Genomic DNA, 17,496 nt, shown 5'->3' with positions numbered 1-17,496 from the left:
ATGGGCGCGCCGATGAGCCTGCCGATCGTACCTGCGAAGGCCAAGACCACCGGCGGCGTCGCGCTGGGTGATCGCCTGTTCGTGACCGGCGGCAAATGGCTGTTGCTGGTGCTGCTGACCGTCGCGGTGCTGCTGCCGTTGCTGGCGATCTTCTGGCGCGGCTTCAGCAGCGATGCCGGGCAGGGCGGCGGGCTGGTCGCGGCCCGCGAACTGTTCGCCAGCGCCAACTTCCACTGGCTGCTGGGCAACAGCCTCACCGTCGCGCTGAGCGTGGCGGCCATCGTGGTGCCCACCGCCTACCTGTTCGCCTATGCGCTGCAACGCACGCTGATTCCGGGCAAGCGTATCTGGCGCGGGATCTCGCTGCTGCCGCTGCTGGCGCCTTCGATGCTGCCGGCCATCGCGCTGGTGTACCTGTTCGGTAACCAGGGCCTGCTGCGCGGGCTGCTCAGCGACAATATCTATGGCTTCTGGGGCATCGTGCTGGGCGAGGCCATCTACACCTTCCCGCATGCGCTGATGATCCTGCTCTCGGCACTGTCGCTGGCCGACGCACGGTTGTTCGATGCGGCCTCCAGCATGGGCGCCGGGCCACGCCGCGCGTTCACCAGCATCACCTGGCCGGCCACGCGCCAGGCCGTGTTCGCCGCGTTCTGCCTGGTGTTCACCCTTACCATTACCGACTTCGGCGTGCCGGTGGTGGTGGGTGGCGACTACCAGGTGCTGGCGCTGGAAGCCTACAAGGCGGTGGTGGGCCAGCAGCAGTTCGGCCGTGGTGCACTGATCGGCATGGTGTTGCTGGTGCCGGCGCTGCTCAGCTTTGCGGTGGATGCCTGGCTGCGCCGGCGCCAGGGCGATGCCATGAGCGGTCGCGCCCAGGTGTTCGAGCCGGCCCCCAGCCGCCGGCGTGATGCGTGCTTCCTGGCTATCGTGCTGCTGGTGTGCGCCATTCTGCTGCTGGTGGTGGGCATGGCGGTGTACTCCTCGCTGGTCAAGTTCTGGCCCTACAACCTGTCGCTGTCGCTCAAGCACTACCAGTTCGACGACACCGCCGGCGGCGGCTGGCTGGCCTACCGCAACAGCATCACCATGGCGCTGGGCACCGCCCTGATCGGCAGCGCGGTGATCTTCAGCGGCGCCTACCTGATGGAGAAGACCAGAGGCCGTCTCAACCTGCTGCTGCGCCTGCTCAGCTTCGTGCCGATGGCCGTGCCGGGGTTGGTGCTGGGGCTGGGCTACGTGTTCTTCTTCAACCTGCCGGGCAACCCGCTGCATGTGTTCTACGGCAGCATGACGCTGCTGGTGGTGTGCACCATCGCGCACTACCTGACCACCGCGCAGATGACCGCCACCACTGCACTGCGCCAGCTCGACAGCGAGTTCGAGGCCGCCGCGCTGTCGCTCAAGGCCCCGCTGTACCGCCACTTTGCGCGGGTCACCGTGCCGATCTGCCTGCCAGCGCTGCTGGACATCATCCGCTACCTGTTCGTCTCGGCGATGACCACCGTGTCGGCGGCCATCTTCCTCTACAGCCCCGACACCATCCTGGCCGCGGTGGCGGTACTGAACATGGACGATGCCGGCAACGTCGGCGGTGCCGCCGCCATGTCCACCCTGATCCTGCTCACCAGCGCCGGCGTGTCACTGCTGCTGGCGTGGGCCTCGCGTGGCCTGCTCAAACGCTCCCAGGCCTGGCGCCAGCGCGCGCCGGGCCACTGATTGCTCTTCCAACCCTGTACTGCTCAAAGGAACCGCACCATGTTCAAGCCACTTGCTCTTGCCGCTGCCGTGCTCGCTGCCGTGACCGTGCAGGCCCAGGCCGCCGACACCCAGCTCACCGTGTACACCGCGCTGGAGGCCGAACAGCTCAAGACCTACAAGCAGGCCTTCGAGAAGGCCAACCCGGATATCGAGATCAAGTGGGTGCGTGACTCCACCGGCATCATCACCGCCAAGCTGCTGGCCGAGAAGGATCGCCCGCAGGCCGACGCGGTGTGGGGCCTGGCGGCGTCGAGCCTGGCGATCCTCGACCAGCAGGGCATGCTGCAGACCTATGCCCCCAAGGACCTGGACAAGATCGGCGCCAACTACCGCGATGCGGCCAACCCGCCGGCGTGGGTGGGCATGGACGTGTGGGCGGCGACCATCTGCTTCAACACCATCGAGGCCGAGAAGCAGGGGCTGAGCAAGCCGGTGAGCTGGCAGGACCTGACCAAGCCCGAGTACAAGGGCAAGATCGTGATGCCCAACCCGGCGTCGTCCGGCACCGGTTTTCTGGATGTGAGCGCATGGCTGCAGACCTTCGGCGAGAAGCAGGGCTGGCAGTACATGGACGAGCTGCACCAGAACATCGGCCAGTACGTTCACTCCGGTTCCAAGCCGTGCAAGCTGGCGGCGGCGGGAGAGTTCCCGATCGGCATCTCGTTCGAGTACCCGGCGGTGCAGCTCAAGCGCCAGGGCGCGCCGCTGGATATCGTGCTGCCCAAGGAAGGCCTGGGCTGGGAGATCGAGGCCACTGCGCTGATCAAGGGCAGTCAGCATGAAGCCGCGGCCAAGCGCCTGGCCGACTTCTCGGCGAGCCCGGCGGCGATGGAGCTGTACAAGGAGAACTTCGCGGTGCTGGCGCAGCCGGGCATTGCCAAGCCGCAGACCGAGTTGCCGGCCGATTACGAGCAGCGTCTGATCAAGAACGACTTCGGCTGGGCATCGAAGAACCGCGACAGCATTCTGGCCGAGTGGCGCAAGCGCTATGACGGCAAGTCGGAGAAGGTGGCGCAGCAGTAAATCCGCTTCGCTCCCTTCGCCGGCAAGGCCGGCTCCTACAGGACTGCGTCGTCTGTAGGAGCCGGCCTTGCCGGCGAAAGTCGCACCACCATCTCAAGGGAACCCCCATGTCAGATTTTCTCATCGTCGGCGCCGGCATCCTCGGCCTGTCCCACGCCTACGCCGCAGCCCGGCGCGGCCTGCGGGTCAAGGTGTTCGAACGCAGCGCCACCCCGCTGGGCGCCTCCATTCGCAACTTCGGCCAGGCCCTGGTCAGCGGCCAGCCACCCGGCCAGATGCTCGAACTGGCCAAGGCCAGCCGCGGCATCTGGGCCCACTGGGCCGAGCACGCCGGCTTTGCGCTCAAGCGCAACGGCTCGCTGCTGCTGGCCCGCACCGCGCTGGAGCAAGACCTGCTCGAAGCCTTCTGCAACGGGCGTGCACTCGAGCACGGCTACCCGGTCGAACTGCTGCAGGGCGCCGCGCTCGATGCGCTGTACGACGGCCAGTTCCGCCATCATCGCGCCGCCCTGCGTGGGCTGGATGATCAGCAGGTGTACTCGCGCGAGGCCATCCCTGCGCTGGTCAACTACCTGCGCGAGCAACTGGGCGTCGAGTTCCACTTTTCCACGCTGGTGCGCGAGGTGGAGCCGGGGTTTCTGACCACCACCGCCGGTCGCTTCAGCGGCGAGCATATCGTGGTGTGCAGCGGGCACGACTACCAGACGCTGCTCGCCGAGCCGATGGCGCAGTTGCAGCCGCAGGTATGTCGCCTGCAGATGCTGCGCGCCCGGCCACGCTTCGCCCTGGATCTGCAGCATTCGCTGCTGACCGGGTTGAGCTGCCTGCATTACGGAGCGTATGCCGACCTGCCGCAGGCGCAGGCCCTGCGCGCCGAGGTGCAGGCCGACAGCCCGCACCTGCTGGAAAACGGCATTCACCTGTTGATCAGCCCGACGCCCCATGGCGAGCTGATCATCGGCGATTCGCATGCCTACGGCAGTGATGCGTCGCCGTTCAATGCCGAGCAGGTGGACAACTGGATGATCGAGCTGGCCGAGCAGACGCTGGGTGGGCGCATCGAGGTGCTGGAGCGCTGGCAGGGGGTGTACGGCTCGGGTGGGCCGGGGCCGTTTTCGCTGCTGGCGGTAGCGCCGGGGGTGAGTGCGGCGCTGATGCACAGCGGGGTGGGGATGAGCGTTGGGCCGGCGTTGGCGGAGGGGCATATTGCACGTCTGATCTAAGACCGCCATCGCGGGTCAAGCCCGCTCCCACAGGGATCGCACACTCTCTGTGGGAGCGGGCTTGACCCGCGATTGGCCTTAAAGCTCCTGCACAAGACTGTCGATCTGCTCCTGCCGCTCCGCCTGCCCGAGTTTGGCCCCTGGGTTCATTGACGACCACTGCGGGTGCGCCCGCGCCTTGCTCAGCGCCTCCGGCAACTTGCCCTCGCGCCAGCCCTTGTCGCTGGGCAACGTCAGCTTGATGCGAGCTGTCGCCGCATGCCCGCGCCCCTCCAGCGCCGCCAGCAACTGACGCTGACGCAACGCCAGCAAACGCAGCACCCCGTCGTCCACCGTCAGTTCATGCTGGCCCTTCAGCTTGCCCATCAGCCGCGAACCGTAACTGCGTGCCGTCTGCAGCGCACCCCCGGCAATCGCCCCGGCCAGTGCGGCCGCCCCCAGGGTGATGCCGCCGACCAGCAAGTCGACCCCGGCACCGGCCGCCGCGCCTGCGGCAACCCCGCTGCCCAGGCGCACGCCCAGTAATTTCAGGGTCTCGGGGTTGAACAGGTCATCGCCCCAGCGCCCGTCCAGCAGCGGTAGCTCGCCGGTGTTGGCGTCGTCCTTGCGAAACGCATACAGCTTGAGCAGCGCCTCGACGCAGCGTTGTTCACGCTGGCGAATCACCTGATGCAGCTCGCTGATCGCCGCTGCCTCGGCCTCCGGCCTGGCGATCACGCTACGCCGGCACGCCGCGCAATCGAGCAGCAGTTCGGCAATCAGGCGCTTGGCGCTGTGCTGGCGTGCCACACGCTGGGCCTGCTGGTCATCGATAAGGCGCTGCAAGGCCGGGCGCGCATTCTCCAGCAGCAAGGCCAGGCTTTCGTACAGGCGCTGCTCGCCATCCTGCGGCGGGGCCACGCTGTCGAAGCGCACCAGTGCGTGCAGCCCCAGGCGTGCCAGGGCCTCGCGCCAGTCCGGCTCGCGATGCTCGTTGCTGGCCACGAAGTTGAGCACCGGCAGCAGCGGTTTGCCGCAACCGGCCAGCACTTCCAGTTCATCGCGGTACTTGGCCAGCACCGGCTCGCGGGCGTCGATCACGTACAGCCCGGCATCACTGGCCAGCAGCTGGCGCAACACCTTGGCCTCCTGCTCGAAGCGCTGGCGCGCCTCGTTGCCTTGCAGAAAACGCTCGACCCGCGCCGGGCCGTCCAGCCGCTCACCGGGCCGATCGAGACGCTCCAGGTAGTCGAGCAGCGCGATGGCATCCTCCAGGCCCGGGGTGTCGTACAGCTCCAGCAGCGGCTCGCCCTCCACCGACAGCCGTGCGCCTTCCACATGCCGGGTGGTGCTGGGGCGGTGCGAGACTTCGCCGAAACCCACGTCGCGGGTGAGCGTGCGCAGCAGCGAGGTCTTGCCGACGTTGGTGTGGCCGACCACGGCCAGTTTCAACGGCTTAGTCATGGCCATGCTCCAGCCAGTTGAGGGGGGCACTGTCGGCGTACGCCAGGCCCAGTTGCTCCAGCGCCTGGTGCCAGTCGCCCAGGCGGTCGGCGTCCAGTGCCTGGCCGGGTGGCGCCTGCAACAGCCAGATGCGCGTGGCCCCGGCGCTGCGCGCAAGCTCGGCCAGCAGCGCCAGGCTGCCCCGGTCGGGCGAGCGGCGCGGGTCGCAGGCGATGGCCAGGCGCGCGGGCGGGAAGCGGCTCAGCTGTTCGAGCAGCCTGTTGCGTGATTCGCGGCTGTCGAGGATACCGGCGTTGGTCACCGAGGCTGGCAGGGCGGGCGGCCAGGGGCGCTGGTCGTCGAGCTCCAGGCCCACCAGCAAGGCGCCCTCGGCCGGTGCGTCGCCTTCGCTGCGGGTGATTTCGGGCAAGGCCTGCGGGGCAGGGTCGTTGACCCCCAGGCGTTCACTGCTGGGCATCAGCACGTCGCGCAGGGCGCTGTAGCCGGGCAGGTTGAGGTCCAGCCCCAGGCGCCGGCGCCCGCTGTGCCAGCGCCACAGGCACAGGGCCGCGAGCACCAGCCGCGGCAGCAGGCCGTACACCACCAGCACGCCGAGCATCCAGCCGGCCCACGACTGGCGTGCCAGCTCCAGCGCCGGTTGGCTGGCGCCGCTGGCGCGGATCATGGCCGCGTCCGGCACGCTGAAGCCCAGCAGCGCGGGCAGGGTGCCGAGGGCCTGGGTCAGGCCGACAAAGGTGTCGGGGTCGAGGATGGTGGTTTCCCACACAAAGCCATAACGCCGGGTGGCCAGCAGCATCAGCATCACCACCAGGGCGCTGGCCAGCGCCAGCAGCCACAGGCCGTGCACCAGCAGGCCGAGCAGCCAGCGGTTGAGGCGCTGGCGTTGCAGCAGTACCAGCAGGGCTGGGGCCAGATGCGCGGCCTTGGCATCGCGGGCGAACTTTTCGCTCAGCCATAGCCACAGCCGCCCCAGGCTGGCGCCATGGTCGCCGGCCAGGGCAAAGCCCAGAGTCCAGCTCAGCAGCATCAGCAGGTTAAGCCCCAGCAGGCTGCCCAGCGCCCAGAACACGTTGACCGGGCGCTGGCCGTCGCCCAGCCCGGCGAAGGCCAGGCCGGCGCCGCTGAGCACGGCGAGCAGCAGCAGGGCCAGCAGCGCCAGGCGCGCCCCGGCTTTCCAGCGCCCCAGCGCGGCGCGCAGGCCGTCGCGTTCGGCCAGCCACAGGGCGCGGTGTTCGATGCGTGCAGCCAGGTCGCCGCCTTGCTGGCGCGCACGGCGGTTGGCTTCCTGGTCTTCCAGCGCGCCGGCATGTTCTTCACGCAGGCGCACGGCTTCGGTGAGCCAGCGTTTGTCCAGGTCAGTCAGTCCAGTCACACCCAGCTTCCATTGATCAAAACTGCCCAAAGCATAACCCACGCATCGGCCAGCGGGCTTTGCTATCCTCGCGGGCATGAAAACATCACTGCCTCTCAGCCTGATCGCGGCCCTCGCCGAGAACCGCGTCATCGGCATCGACAACAGCATGCCCTGGCATTTGCCGGGGGATTTCAAGTATTTCAAGGCCACCACGTTGGGCAAGCCGATCATCATGGGTCGCAAGACCTGGGATTCGCTGGGGCGCCCCTTGCCGGGGCGTCTGAACCTGGTGGTCAGCCGTCAGCCGGGCCTGGTGCTGGAGGGCGCCGAGGTGTTCGGTTCGCTGGATGAGGCCATCGTGCGGGCCGAGCAGTGGGCGCTGGAGCACGGTGTGAACGAGCTGATGCTGATCGGCGGTGCGCAGCTGTACGGTCAGGCGTTGGAACGCGGGCTGGCTGATCGCCTGTACCTGACGCGGGTCGAGCTCAGCCCGGTGGGGGATGCGTGGTTCCCCGAGGTGGATGCGCAGCAGTGGGCGATGAAATCGACCCAGGCCAATGCGGCTGAAGGGGACAAGCCGGCTTATCACTTCGAGGTGTGGGAGCGGCGTTGATGCATTCGCCGGCAAGGCCGGCTCCTACACGATTGCTGTAGGAGCCGGCCTTGCTGGCGAAGGGGTCTTCAGCTATGCGTCAACTGCGCATGCTCATCGGCCTCCAGCAGCACCTTGTCGGTCTGCCCCATGGCCTGGCTGGTCAGGGTACCGGCCACCATCGCACCACTCACGTTCAGTGCCGTGCGGCCCATGTCGATCAGCGGCTCGACCGAGATCAGCAGCGCCACCAGCTCCACCGGCAGGCCCATCGCCGGCAGCACGATCAGCGCGGCGAAGGTCGCACCGCCGCCCACCCCGGCCACCCCGGCCGAACTCAGGGTCACGATGGCCACCAGCGTGGCGATCCACAGCGGGTCGAGCGGGTCGATGCCCACCGCCGGGGCCACCATCACCGCCAGCATCGCCGGGTACAGGCCTGCGCAACCGTTCTGGCCGATGGTCGCGCCGAACGAGGCGGCAAAGCTGGCAATCGCCTGAGGGATGCCCAGGCGACGGGTCTGCGCCTCGATGCTCAGCGGAATGCTCGCCGCACTGGAGCGGCTGGTGAAGGCAAAGGTCAGCACCGGCCATACCTTGCGGAAAAACCGCAGCGGGTTGACCCCGCCCAGGCCCAGCAGCACACCGTGCACCACGAACATCAGGCCCAGGCCGATGTACGACACCACCACGAAACTGCCCAGCTTGAGAATGTCGTCCAGGTTCGAGCTGGCCACCACCTTGGTCATCAGCGCCAGCACGCCATATGGGGTGAGCTTCATCACCAGGCGTACCAGGCGCATCACCCAGGCCTGCAGGGTGTCGATGGCCACCAGCGCACGGTTGCCCTTGTCGGCGTCGTCCTTGAGCAGTTGCAGGGCGGCCACACCGAGGAACGCGGCGAAGATCACCACGCTGATGATCGAGGTCGGCTTGGCCCGGGCCAGGTCGCCCACCGGGTTGGTGGGGATGAACGACAGCAGCAGTTGCGGGATGTTGAGGTCGGCGACCTTGCCCGCGTAGTCACTCTGGATGGTCTGCATGCGCGCGGTTTCCTGCACGCCGGCCACCAGGCCTTCGGCGCTGAGGCCGAACAGGTTGGTCAGGCCGATGCCGATCAACGCGGCGATGGCCGTGGTGAACAGCAGGGTGCCGATGGTCAGGAAACTGATCTTGCCCAGCGACGAGGCGTTGTGCAGGCGTGCCACGGCGCTGAGGATCGAGACGAAGATCAGCGGCATGACGATCATCTGCAGCAGGCCCACATAGCCGTTGCCGACCAGGTCGAGCCAACTGATGGTGCTTTTCAGGACCGGGCTGCCGGCACCGTAGATGGCATGCAGGGCACTGCCGAACAGCACGCCGACGATCAGGCCGACCAGCACTTTCTTGGCAAGGCTCCAGGAGGTCTTGCTGGTTTGCGCCAGGCCCAGCAGCAAGGCTGCGAACACCAGCAGGTTGAGAAACAGCGGCAGGTTCATTGAAGCTCCAGACAAAGGGCGGGGCGTCGCGTCTGTGCGCGATTGCGAACAGAAATGCTAACAGCCTGAAAAACAACGAAATTAGATCTAAATGGAATTTAGATAGATGGTTTTGGAATAACCATATTCCTCGGCAAGCAAAGACGGACGAAAACAGATGCGGGGCTGGGGTGTAAGGGGCAGATGTTGCCGCCCTCTGTACCGGCCTCTTCGCCGGCAACGCCGGCTCCTACGGGGGCCACGGCGTCTGTAGGAGCCGGCGTTGCCGGCGAACACCGCACCGCAGGCAAAAAAAACCGGCGCCTGGGCGCCGGTTCTTTATTGTCGCCAGACCTTACAGCCCGTCCAGCATGGCCTTGTTGCGCACCGCGCCCTTGTCGGCACTGGTGGCGAGCAGGGCGTAGGCCTTGAGTGCGGTGGTCACCTTGCGCGGACGCTGCTCGACCGGCTTCCAGCCCTTCTTGTCCTGCTCGACACGCCGCGCCGCCAGCTCTTCATCGCTGACCAGCAGGTTGATCGAACGGTTGGGAATGTCGATCAGCACCTTGTCGCCGTCGCGCACCAGGCCAATCGCGCCGCCTGCTGCCGCTTCCGGCGAAGCATGGCCGATGGACAGGCCCGAGGTGCCGCCCGAGAAGCGCCCGTCGGTCAGCAGCGCACAGGCTTTGCCCAGGCCCTTGGACTTCAGGTAAGAGGTCGGGTACAGCATCTCCTGCATGCCCGGGCCGCCTTTTGGTCCCTCGTAGCGGATGATCACGATGTCGCCGGCCTGCACTTCGTCGGCCAGAATGCCGCGTACCGCGCTGTCCTGGCTTTCGAAGATCTTGGCGTTGCCTTCGAACACATGGATCGACTCGTCGACGCCTGCGGTCTTCACCACGCAGCCATCCAGCGCGATGTTGCCGTACAGCACGGCCAGGCCGCCTTCCTTGGAGTAGGCGTGCTCGAAGCTGCGGATGCAGCCGTTCTCGCGGTCGTCATCCAGGGTTTCCCAACGGGTCGACTGGCTGAACGCGGTCTGGGTCGGGATGCCGGCCGGGCCGGCCTTGAAGAAGTGGTGCACCGCTTCATCGTCGGTCTGGGTGATGTCCCACTTGGCGATGGCTTCTTCCATGCTGCGGCTGTGCACGGTCGGCAGGTCGGTGTGCAGCAGGCCGCCACGGGCCAGCGAACCGAGGATGCTGAAGATGCCGCCGGCGCGGTGCACGTCTTCCATGTGGTACTTCTGGATGTTCGGCGCCACCTTGCACAGCTGCGGCACGCTGCGCGATAGCCGATCGATGTCGCGCAGGTCGAAGTCGATCTCGGCTTCCTGGGCGGCGGCCAGCAGGTGCAGGATGGTATTGGTCGAGCCGCCCATGGCGATGTCGAGCATCATGGCGTTCTCGAACGCCTTGAAGTTGGCGATGTTGCGCGGCAGTACCGACTCGTCGTTCTCGCCGTAGTAGCGCTGGCACAGTTCGACGATGGTGCGGCCGGCCTTGAGGAACAGCTCTTCGCGGTCGCTGTGGGTGGCCAGGGTCGAACCGTTGCCCGGTAGGGCCAGGCCCAGGGCTTCGGTCAGGCAGTTCATGGAGTTGGCGGTGAACATGCCGGAGCACGAACCGCAGGTAGGGCAGGCGCTGCGCTCGTATTCGGCGACCTTTTCGTCACTGGCCGAGCTGTCGGCGGCGATCACCATGGCGTCGACCAGGTCCAGGCCGTGGCTGGCCAGCTTGGTCTTGCCGGCTTCCATCGGGCCGCCGGACACGAAGATCACCGGGATGTTCAGGCGCAGGGCGGCCATCAGCATACCGGGGGTGATCTTGTCGCAGTTGGAGATGCACACGATGGCGTCGGCGCAGTGGGCGTTGACCATGTACTCGACCGAGTCGGCGATGATCTCGCGACTGGGCAGCGAGTACAGCATGCCGTCGTGGCCCATGGCGATGCCGTCATCCACGGCGATGGTGTTGAATTCCTTGGCCACGCCACCGGCGCGCTCGATCTCGCGGGCCACCAGCTGGCCCAGGTCCTTCAGGTGCACGTGGCCCGGGACGAACTGGGTGAAGGAGTTGGCGATGGCAATGATCGGCTTCTTGAAGTCGGCATCTTTCATGCCGGTGGCGCGCCACAGGGCGCGTGCGCCGGCCATGTTGCGACCGTGGGTGGACGTTTTCGAGCGGTAATCAGGCATGAAGCACTCCTGGCGGCTAATCAGGTAACAAAAAGGGGAGTGAGCTTCTCTTGTCCTTTGCACCGAAGGCAGGTGGCCGCTGGTACGGATGAGGCCGAAAACACCACGGGATCGCCGAGGGCTCGACCAGAGCTCATAAACCCGCCGGGGATGACTGGCGATGAATAGGCCGATTCTACACCGCTGGCGGCGGGAAGGAATGGCGCATTGGGCGGTTGGGCGTTTTCGCTGCGCGCGGGCCGCCCAACCGCCATGGCGTTCAGCCGGCCTCGGAGAAGTGCACCAGCTTCACGCGCTTGCGAAAGCCGCCGGTCAGCACGCCCAGGTACACCAGGCCGAGGGTGAACCAGGTCATGCCGATGGTCAGGGTCAGTGCCGACAGGCTGGTCCACAGCCACAGCGTGAGGCTCATGCCCACCAGCGGCACCACGCCGTAACGCAGCAGCCCCGAGAGGTTGCGGTGGCAGGCTTGATCGACCAGGTGCGTGCGCACCACCGCCAGGTTCACCGCCGAAAACGCCACCAGCGCGCCAAAGCTGATCAGCGAGGCCAGGGTGGTCAGGTCGATCACCAGTGCCAGCAGGGAGAACACCGATACCACCAGGGTGGCGAACACCGGGGTGCCGAAGCGTGGCGAAAGGCGCCCGAACCAGCGCCGTGGCAGCACCTGGTCGCGGCCCATGGTGTACAGGATGCGCGACACCGCAGCCTGCGAGGCCAGTGCCGAACCCAGGCTGCCGGCCACGAAGGCCGCGGTGAAGAAGTTGGCGAGGAACTGCCCGCCGGCCTTGAACATCACTTCATTGGCTGCCGCATCGACGTTGGCGAAGTGGCTGCCCGGCAGTACCAGCTGGCTGATGTAGGCCAGCACGGTGAACAGCAGCCCGGCGCCCAGGGTGGTGAGCAGGATGGCGCGCGGCACATCGCGTTGCGGGTCGCGGGTTTCCTCGGCAAGGGTCGATACCGCGTCGAAGCCCAGGAAGGACAGGCACAGCACCGCTGCCCCGGTCATCAGGTGGCTGAACCCGGGCCGGGTGCCGTCACCGAGCAGGGGCGACAGCAGGTCGATGGGCGCGCCGTGCAGGCTCTTGATCGACAGCGCGGCGAACACGCCGATGAAGATGATCTGCGCGCCCACGATCAGGTTGCTGGCCTTGGCCACCGAATGGATGCCGATCACGTTGAGCACGGTCACCAGGGCGATGGCGGCGACGATGATGCCCCACACCGGCAGTGCCGGGAAGGCGATGTTGAGGAACAGCCCGATCAGCAGGTAGTTGATCATCGGGATGAACAGGTAGTCGAGCAGCAGCGACCAACCGGCCAGAAAGCCGATGTTGGGGCCGAACGCCAGGTGGGTATAGGAGTAGGCCGAGCCCGCCACCGGGAAGCGTTTGACCATGAAGCTGTAGGACGTCGCGGTGAACAGCATGGCCAGCAGGGTCACCAGGTAGGCGCCTGCGGTGCGGCCACCGGTGAGCTCGGTGACGATGCCGTAGGTGGTGAAGATGGTGAGCGGCACCATGTACACCAGGCCGAAGAACACCAGGGCGGGCAGCCCCAGCACGCGGCGCAGTCGAGCGGTATCTGAAGTGCCAGGATGAGAGCGGTCGATAGAGGACATGGGTCGAACCTGCATTGTTTTTATTTTGATGGAGTCGATTTTTATCTGCTTATGTCGCCTGGATCAATGAAAAATTTGCCATTATGGATCATTGGCCTGGATTTTTATCGATATATGTGCATGGCTGCATGGGGCCTGTGCGGCGCTGCAATGAAGTCGACGTGCTCTAGCCGTGCGGGGTCGCCTGGCCCTAGACTGCGCGCCTTGTGCATCACCCCTCGCAAAAGGACTTGGAATGCCCGTGCTCAACCGCTCCGTGCTGTATTACCTCGCCATCGCCCTGGTACAGGGGGCGCTGCTGCTCACCTTCATCCATTACCGCAACCCTGTGCTCGCGGTGTTCTGCGCCACACTGGCCCTGGTGGGCGGCATCAATCTGCAACTGCTGGGCGGCGCGGTGCGCCAGCGCGGCACCTGGCTGCTGGTGGCCGGCCTGGCGTTGCTGATGGCCAGCGTGTCCGCCTGGCTGTATGCGCAATCGGCCGACGGCTGGCTATGGATGCGCTGGATGCCGGCCTCGCTGGTGCTGGCCTATATCGGCGCGGCGTTCATCCTCAGTTGGCCGACCCGCGACGGCAATCGCCTGCGCTATCAGGACCTTTACCAGCACGCCTGGAACAATGCCTTCATCGTGCTGCTGGCGCTGCTGGTGACCCTGGCGTTCTGGTTGCTGCTGTGGCTGTGCGGGCGGCTGTTCACGATTCTGGGCGCGCCGGTGCTCAGCGATATCTTCGCCTCGCTCGAATTCATCTGCGTGTGCCTGCCGATCTTCTTCTCGCTGGGCATCCGCATGGGGCGCCAGAACGACAAGGCCATCGGCCTGCTGCGCAATGTGCTGCTCACCGTGTGTCGCTACCTGCTGCCGCTGTGTTCGCTGATTGCGGTGGTGTTCACCCTGGCGCTGGCGGTGACCGGGGTCGCGCCGATCTTCAACACCGGTTACTCCACCAGCATCCTGCTGTGCCTGGTGGGCAGTACGCTGTTTCTGCTCAACGGCGTGTTCCAGGACGGCGAGCACGATGCCGGTTATGCCAGGCCCCTGAAGCTGCTGGTGAACGCCAGCCTTGTGTGCCTGCCGCTGCTGATGGCGCTGGCGTGCTATTCGAGCTGGCTGCGCATCGACCAGTACGGCCTGACCCCGCAGCGCTTTCTGGCGATGCTGCTGATCGGCATCGCGCTGGTGCACAGCCTGGCCGCGCTGTGGGCCATTCGCCCGCGCCAGGCGGTGTGGCTGGGCAGCTTGCGGCGCAGCAACCCGTTGATCGCGCTGCTGAGTTTCGTGGTGCTGATGCTGGTGTTCACGCCGGTGCTCAACCCGTTGACCTACAGCGCCGCCAACCAGATGGAGCGGCTGTTGAGCGGGCGCACCTCGGCGGATGCGTTCGATGCGCGCGCATTGCGCTACCGGCTCGGCAAGCCGGGGATCGAGCAGTTCGAGCGGTTGTCGCGCCTGGTCAAGGAGGGGCAGATCCTGGATGCGCCAAGCCGCGAGCTGCTGGCCGATCGACTGCTGGAGGCCGAACCGGTGAGCATGTCGCCGCGTGAGTACGGACCCAAGCTGGAATGGATCGGGCCTGCGCCGGAGGACAGTGCGCAGATGCTCAACCTGACCCTGATCGAGAGCCAATGCGGCAGCTCGGGGTGTGCTGCCTGGCAGGTGGACCTGGATGACGATGGGGTCAACGAAGTGCTGGTGGTTCCCAAGCACGAGTACTCGACGTCGGCGTTCGTATATGCGCGTCACGAGGGCTTCTGGCGTGATTATGCGCGGGTGGACGGGATCGGCACGGGGCGCGCACTGATCGAGCAGATTCGGGCGGGCACGCTCAAACTGGCGAAACCGCGCTACAAGACCCTGGTGATCGACGGGCGAGAACTGGGAATGATGCCTTACCCGCAGCGCGATTGAGTGCACCTGCCTGCAGGAGCCGGCCTTGCCGGCGAAAGGCCGTTACAGGCAAAAAAAATCCCGGCACCTGGCCGGGATTTTCATTCAGCGCGATCAGCTGTTGGGCAGCAGCCGGCAGGTGATGCTCTTGATGTAGCGCGTTTCCGGGATCGCCGGGTGCACCGGGTGGTCCGGGCCCTGGCCGCCGCGTTCGAGCAGCTGCATGTTGCGGTCCAGGTGGCGGGCGCTGGTCAGCAGGATGTTCTGCAGGTCGTCTTCGGGCAGGTGCATCGAGCACGAGGCGCTGACCAGAATGCCGTCCTTGCTCAGCAGGCGCATGGCCTGCTCGTTCAGGCGGCGGTAGGCGCCTTCGCCGTTCTTCAGGTCCTTCTTGCGCTTGATGAACGCGGGCGGGTCGGCCACGATCACGTCGAAACGCTCTTCAGCGGCCTTGAGCTCGCGCAGCGCCTCGAACACATCACCTTCCACGCAGGTGACCTTCTCGGCAATGCCGTTGAGCGCCGCATTGCGCTCCACACCATCCAGGGCAAAGCCCGAGGCATCCACACAGAACACTTCGCTGGCGCCGAACGCACCGGCCTGCACGCCCCAGCCACCGATGTAGCTGAACAGGTCGAGCACGCGCTTGCCTTTGACGTAGGGTGCCAGGCGTGCGCGGTTCATGCGGTGGTCGTAGAACCAGCCGGTCTTCTGGCCTTCCATCACCGGCGCCTCGAATTTCACGCCGTTCTCTTCCAGCGCCACCCACTCCGGCACCAGGCCGAACACGGTTTCGACGTAGCGGTTCAGGCCTTCGGCATCACGCGCCGCCGAGTCGTTCTTGAACAGGATGCCGGTGGGTTTGAGCACCTGCACCAGGGCGGCGATCACGTCGTCCTTGTGCTGTTCCATGGTGGCCGAGGCCAGCTGTACCACCAGGATGTCGCCGAAACGGTCGACCACCAGGCCCGGCAGCAGGTCCGAGTCGCCGTACACCAGGCGGTAGAACGGCTTGTCGAACAGGCGCTCGCGCAGCGACAGGGCCACGTTGATGCGGTGCACCAGCAGCGACTTGTCCAGGGCCAGCTTGGCGTCGCGCGACAGCAGGCGCGCGCAGATCAGGTTGTTGGGGCTCATGGCGACGATGCCCAGCGGCTTGCCGCCGGCACCTTCGAGCACCGCCTGGTCGCCGGCCTTGAAGCCATGCAGCGGGGTCGCGGCGACGTCGATTTCGTTGCTGTACACCCACAGATGGCCGGCGCGCAGGCGGCGGTCGGCGTTGGCTTTGAGGCGAAGGCTGGGCAGGGACATGACGTCGCTCCGGAAAAAAGAGCGGGAGTATAGCGCGTCGGCCGGGCACGCGGCTCGGCCGGCGACAAATAGCCGATCAGGCGCCCAAAGCGCGCAGCAGCTGGGTGTTGAAGGCGGGAATATCGTCGGGCTGGCGGCTGCTGATCAGGTTGCGGTCGATGACCACGGCCTGATCCTGCCACTGCCCGCCGGCATTGGTGATGTCGTCGCGCACGGTCTTGTAGCTGGTCATCTTGCGGCCCTTGACCAACTGGCTCGACACCAGCAGCCAGGCGCCATGGCAGATCACCGCCAGGGGCTTGCCGTTGGCGTCGTGGGCCTTGACCAGCTTCTGGGCGCCGGGGTCGATGCGTATGGTGTCGGAGTTCTGCACGCCGCCGGGCAGCACGATGGCGTCGTAGACCGCGACGTCGGCCTTGTCGAAGGTGTTGTCCACAGTGAAGTCGTCGGCGGGCTTGTCATGGTTCCAGCCCTTGACCGTGCCCGGTTTGGCCGAGAGGATGTCGACGCGCACGCCGCTTTGCTCGAGGGCCTGCTTGGGCCCGGTGAGTTCTACCTGCTCGAAGCCGTCGGTGACCAGCATGGCCACGCGCTTGCCGTTCAGTTGGGTCGTCATCTGCGTGCTCCTGTTGAGTTGAACCTGTAGTAAGCAGGCAGCCCTGGGGCAGGCAAAGTTCCTTCTGAATCCATCAACGGGTGTTTCCCGGCCCGCCTGCAGGGTTAGAATCGCCCTTCAGCCCCGAGTGTGTATCTATGTCCCAGGAACTTACCGCCGAACAGATCCAGCAAGCCCTGCAGGGCATCAGCGTACCGCCCCAGCCGCAGATCATGGTCGACCTGCAGTTCGAGCAGTACATGCCCGACCCGGACCTGGAGACCATCGCCAAGCTGATCTCCCAGGACCCGGGCCTTTCCGGCGCACTGCTCAAGCTGGTCAATTCGCCGTACTACGGGCTGACCAACAAGATCGCCTCGATCCAGCGCGCGGTGAACCTGCTGGGCAGCCGCTCGATCATCAACCTGATCAACGCGCAGTCGATCAAGGGCGAGATGAGCGACGACACCATCGTCACCCTCAACCGCTTCTGGGATACCGCCCAGGACGTGGCCATGACCTGCCTGACCCTGGCCAAGCGCATCGGCTCGCAGGCGGTGGACGAAGCCTATGCCCTGGGGCTGTTCCACGATTGCGGCGTGCCGCTGATGCACAAGCGCTTCCCCGACTACATGCATACCCTGGAGCAGGCCTACGCCGAGGCCGGCCCCGACAAGCGCGTGGTCGACACCGAGAACCGCACGTTCAACACCAACCACGCCGTGGTCGGCTACTACACGGCCAAGTCGTGGCGCCTGCCCGAGCACGTGAGTGCCGCCATCGCCAACCACCACAATGCCCTGGCGGTGTTCAGCGACGACTCGGCGCGCAACACCCAGCTCAAGAACCTGCTGGCCATTCTGAAGATGGCCGAGCACATCTGCAGCTCGTACCGGGTGCTGGGCAACCAGAGCGTGGACCACGAATGGAACACCGTCGGGCACCTGGTGCTCGACTACGTGGGCCTGTCGGAGTACGACTTCGAGAACCTCAAGCAGACCATCCGCGAAATGGGTGCGCACTGA

13 protein-coding genes are annotated in these 17,496 nt (G+C 66.1%); 6 read left to right on the top strand and 7 right to left on the bottom strand.

What is annotated here, in order from left to right:
• The 3 genes from FW760_RS06160 to FW760_RS06150 all read left to right on the top strand — a co-directional run bounded on the left by FW760_RS06160 (window position 1) and on the right by FW760_RS06150 (window position 4,007).
• Entirely contained in the window at window positions 1-1,719 is a 1,719-nt protein-coding gene (locus tag FW760_RS06160; RefSeq protein ID WP_446443701.1) for a putative 2-aminoethylphosphonate ABC transporter permease subunit, read from the top strand.
• 39 nt (window positions 1,720-1,758) lie between these two features.
• Window positions 1,759-2,784, top strand: coding sequence for a putative 2-aminoethylphosphonate ABC transporter substrate-binding protein (locus FW760_RS06155; RefSeq protein ID WP_054915526.1), 1,026 nt, complete (start codon window positions 1,759-1,761; stop codon window positions 2,782-2,784).
• A gap of 107 nt (window positions 2,785-2,891) precedes the next feature.
• A complete protein-coding gene (locus tag FW760_RS06150; protein ID WP_446443700.1) occupies window positions 2,892-4,007 on the top strand; it encodes a TIGR03364 family FAD-dependent oxidoreductase in 1,116 nt (371 codons plus the stop codon).
• A 78-nt stretch (window positions 4,008-4,085) separates the two neighbouring features.
• Here the strand turns inward: FW760_RS06150 and FW760_RS06145 are convergent, their stop codons facing one another.
• Together FW760_RS06145 and FW760_RS06140 are read right to left on the bottom strand one after the other, a co-directional pair.
• Window positions 4,086-5,450: a DUF3482 domain-containing protein gene (locus tag FW760_RS06145; protein ID WP_058541772.1), complete on the bottom strand. Its 1,365-nt coding sequence runs from the start codon at window positions 5,448-5,450 to the stop codon at window positions 4,086-4,088.
• The gene (locus FW760_RS06140; protein ID WP_043860006.1) at window positions 5,443-6,822 is read right to left on the bottom strand and encodes a DUF2868 domain-containing protein; all 1,380 of its coding nucleotides are present in this window, start codon (window positions 6,820-6,822) and stop codon (window positions 5,443-5,445) included. The genes FW760_RS06145 and FW760_RS06140 overlap by 8 nt, the downstream gene beginning before the upstream one ends.
• Before the next feature lie 76 nt (window positions 6,823-6,898).
• Here FW760_RS06140 and FW760_RS06135 point away from each other — a divergent pair, with 76 nt between their 5' ends.
• A complete protein-coding gene (locus tag FW760_RS06135) occupies window positions 6,899-7,417 on the top strand; it encodes a dihydrofolate reductase (RefSeq protein ID WP_043860005.1) in 519 nt (172 codons plus the stop codon).
• Between the two features lie 68 nt (window positions 7,418-7,485).
• Here FW760_RS06135 and FW760_RS06130 read toward each other — a convergent pair whose 3' ends face one another.
• From FW760_RS06130 to FW760_RS06120, 3 genes are all read right to left on the bottom strand, one after another.
• Window positions 7,486-8,877 (bottom strand): L-cystine transporter, encoded by a 1,392-nt coding sequence (locus tag FW760_RS06130; protein ID WP_058541775.1) that lies wholly within the window; start codon window positions 8,875-8,877, stop codon window positions 7,486-7,488.
• A 334-nt stretch (window positions 8,878-9,211) separates the two neighbouring features.
• Window positions 9,212-11,053, bottom strand: coding sequence for a dihydroxy-acid dehydratase (ilvD, locus tag FW760_RS06125; protein ID WP_043860003.1), 1,842 nt, complete (start codon window positions 11,051-11,053; stop codon window positions 9,212-9,214).
• 259 nt (window positions 11,054-11,312) lie between these two features.
• Window positions 11,313-12,677, bottom strand: coding sequence for an APC family permease (locus FW760_RS06120; protein ID WP_043860002.1), 1,365 nt, complete (start codon window positions 12,675-12,677; stop codon window positions 11,313-11,315).
• 235 nt (window positions 12,678-12,912) lie between these two features.
• Between FW760_RS06120 and FW760_RS06115 the strand changes: the two genes are divergently transcribed.
• On the top strand, window positions 12,913-14,586 hold the full coding sequence (locus tag FW760_RS06115; RefSeq protein WP_100634280.1) for a DUF4153 domain-containing protein: 1,674 nt from the start codon (window positions 12,913-12,915) through the stop codon (window positions 14,584-14,586).
• Between the two features lie 93 nt (window positions 14,587-14,679).
• On the opposite strand, the gene FW760_RS06110 is transcribed toward FW760_RS06115, so the two are convergent.
• On the bottom strand, window positions 14,680-15,876 hold the full coding sequence (locus FW760_RS06110; protein ID WP_043860000.1) for a class I SAM-dependent rRNA methyltransferase: 1,197 nt from the start codon (window positions 15,874-15,876) through the stop codon (window positions 14,680-14,682).
• A 76-nt stretch (window positions 15,877-15,952) separates the two neighbouring features.
• Window positions 15,953-16,492 carry a type 1 glutamine amidotransferase domain-containing protein gene (locus tag FW760_RS06105; protein WP_446443699.1) on the bottom strand — a complete coding sequence of 180 codons (540 nt, stop codon included), beginning with the start codon at window positions 16,490-16,492 and terminating at the stop codon, window positions 15,953-15,955.
• A gap of 137 nt (window positions 16,493-16,629) precedes the next feature.
• Here FW760_RS06105 and FW760_RS06100 point away from each other — a divergent pair, with 137 nt between their 5' ends.
• Window positions 16,630-17,496 (top strand): HDOD domain-containing protein, encoded by an 867-nt coding sequence (locus tag FW760_RS06100; protein WP_043859998.1) that lies wholly within the window; start codon window positions 16,630-16,632, stop codon window positions 17,494-17,496.

Source organism: Pseudomonas sp. 1176_21 (genome assembly GCF_052850635.1).
Note: the sequence above shows the minus strand (reverse complement) of the source record. Positions and strands in the feature narration are given on the sequence as shown.

Coding starts and splice junctions, on each gene's coding strand:
- FW760_RS06100 (WP_043859998.1), top strand. CDS start 16,630: ATGTCCCAGGAACTTACCGCCGAACAGATCCAGCAAGCCCTGCAGGGC.
- FW760_RS06130 (WP_058541775.1), bottom strand. CDS start 8,877: ATGAACCTGCCGCTGTTTCTCAACCTGCTGGTGTTCGCAGCCTTGCTG.
- FW760_RS06155 (WP_054915526.1), top strand. CDS start 1,759: ATGTTCAAGCCACTTGCTCTTGCCGCTGCCGTGCTCGCTGCCGTGACC.
- FW760_RS06150 (WP_446443700.1), top strand. CDS start 2,892: ATGTCAGATTTTCTCATCGTCGGCGCCGGCATCCTCGGCCTGTCCCAC.
- FW760_RS06135 (WP_043860005.1), top strand. CDS start 6,899: ATGAAAACATCACTGCCTCTCAGCCTGATCGCGGCCCTCGCCGAGAAC.
- FW760_RS06110 (WP_043860000.1), bottom strand. CDS start 15,876: ATGTCCCTGCCCAGCCTTCGCCTCAAAGCCAACGCCGACCGCCGCCTG.
- FW760_RS06115 (WP_100634280.1), top strand. CDS start 12,913: ATGCCCGTGCTCAACCGCTCCGTGCTGTATTACCTCGCCATCGCCCTG.
- FW760_RS06145 (WP_058541772.1), bottom strand. CDS start 5,450: ATGACTAAGCCGTTGAAACTGGCCGTGGTCGGCCACACCAACGTCGGC.
- ilvD (WP_043860003.1), bottom strand. CDS start 11,053: ATGCCTGATTACCGCTCGAAAACGTCCACCCACGGTCGCAACATGGCC.
- FW760_RS06105 (WP_446443699.1), bottom strand. CDS start 16,492: ATGACGACCCAACTGAACGGCAAGCGCGTGGCCATGCTGGTCACCGAC.
- FW760_RS06120 (WP_043860002.1), bottom strand. CDS start 12,677: ATGTCCTCTATCGACCGCTCTCATCCTGGCACTTCAGATACCGCTCGA.
- FW760_RS06160 (WP_446443701.1), top strand. CDS start 1: ATGGGCGCGCCGATGAGCCTGCCGATCGTACCTGCGAAGGCCAAGACC.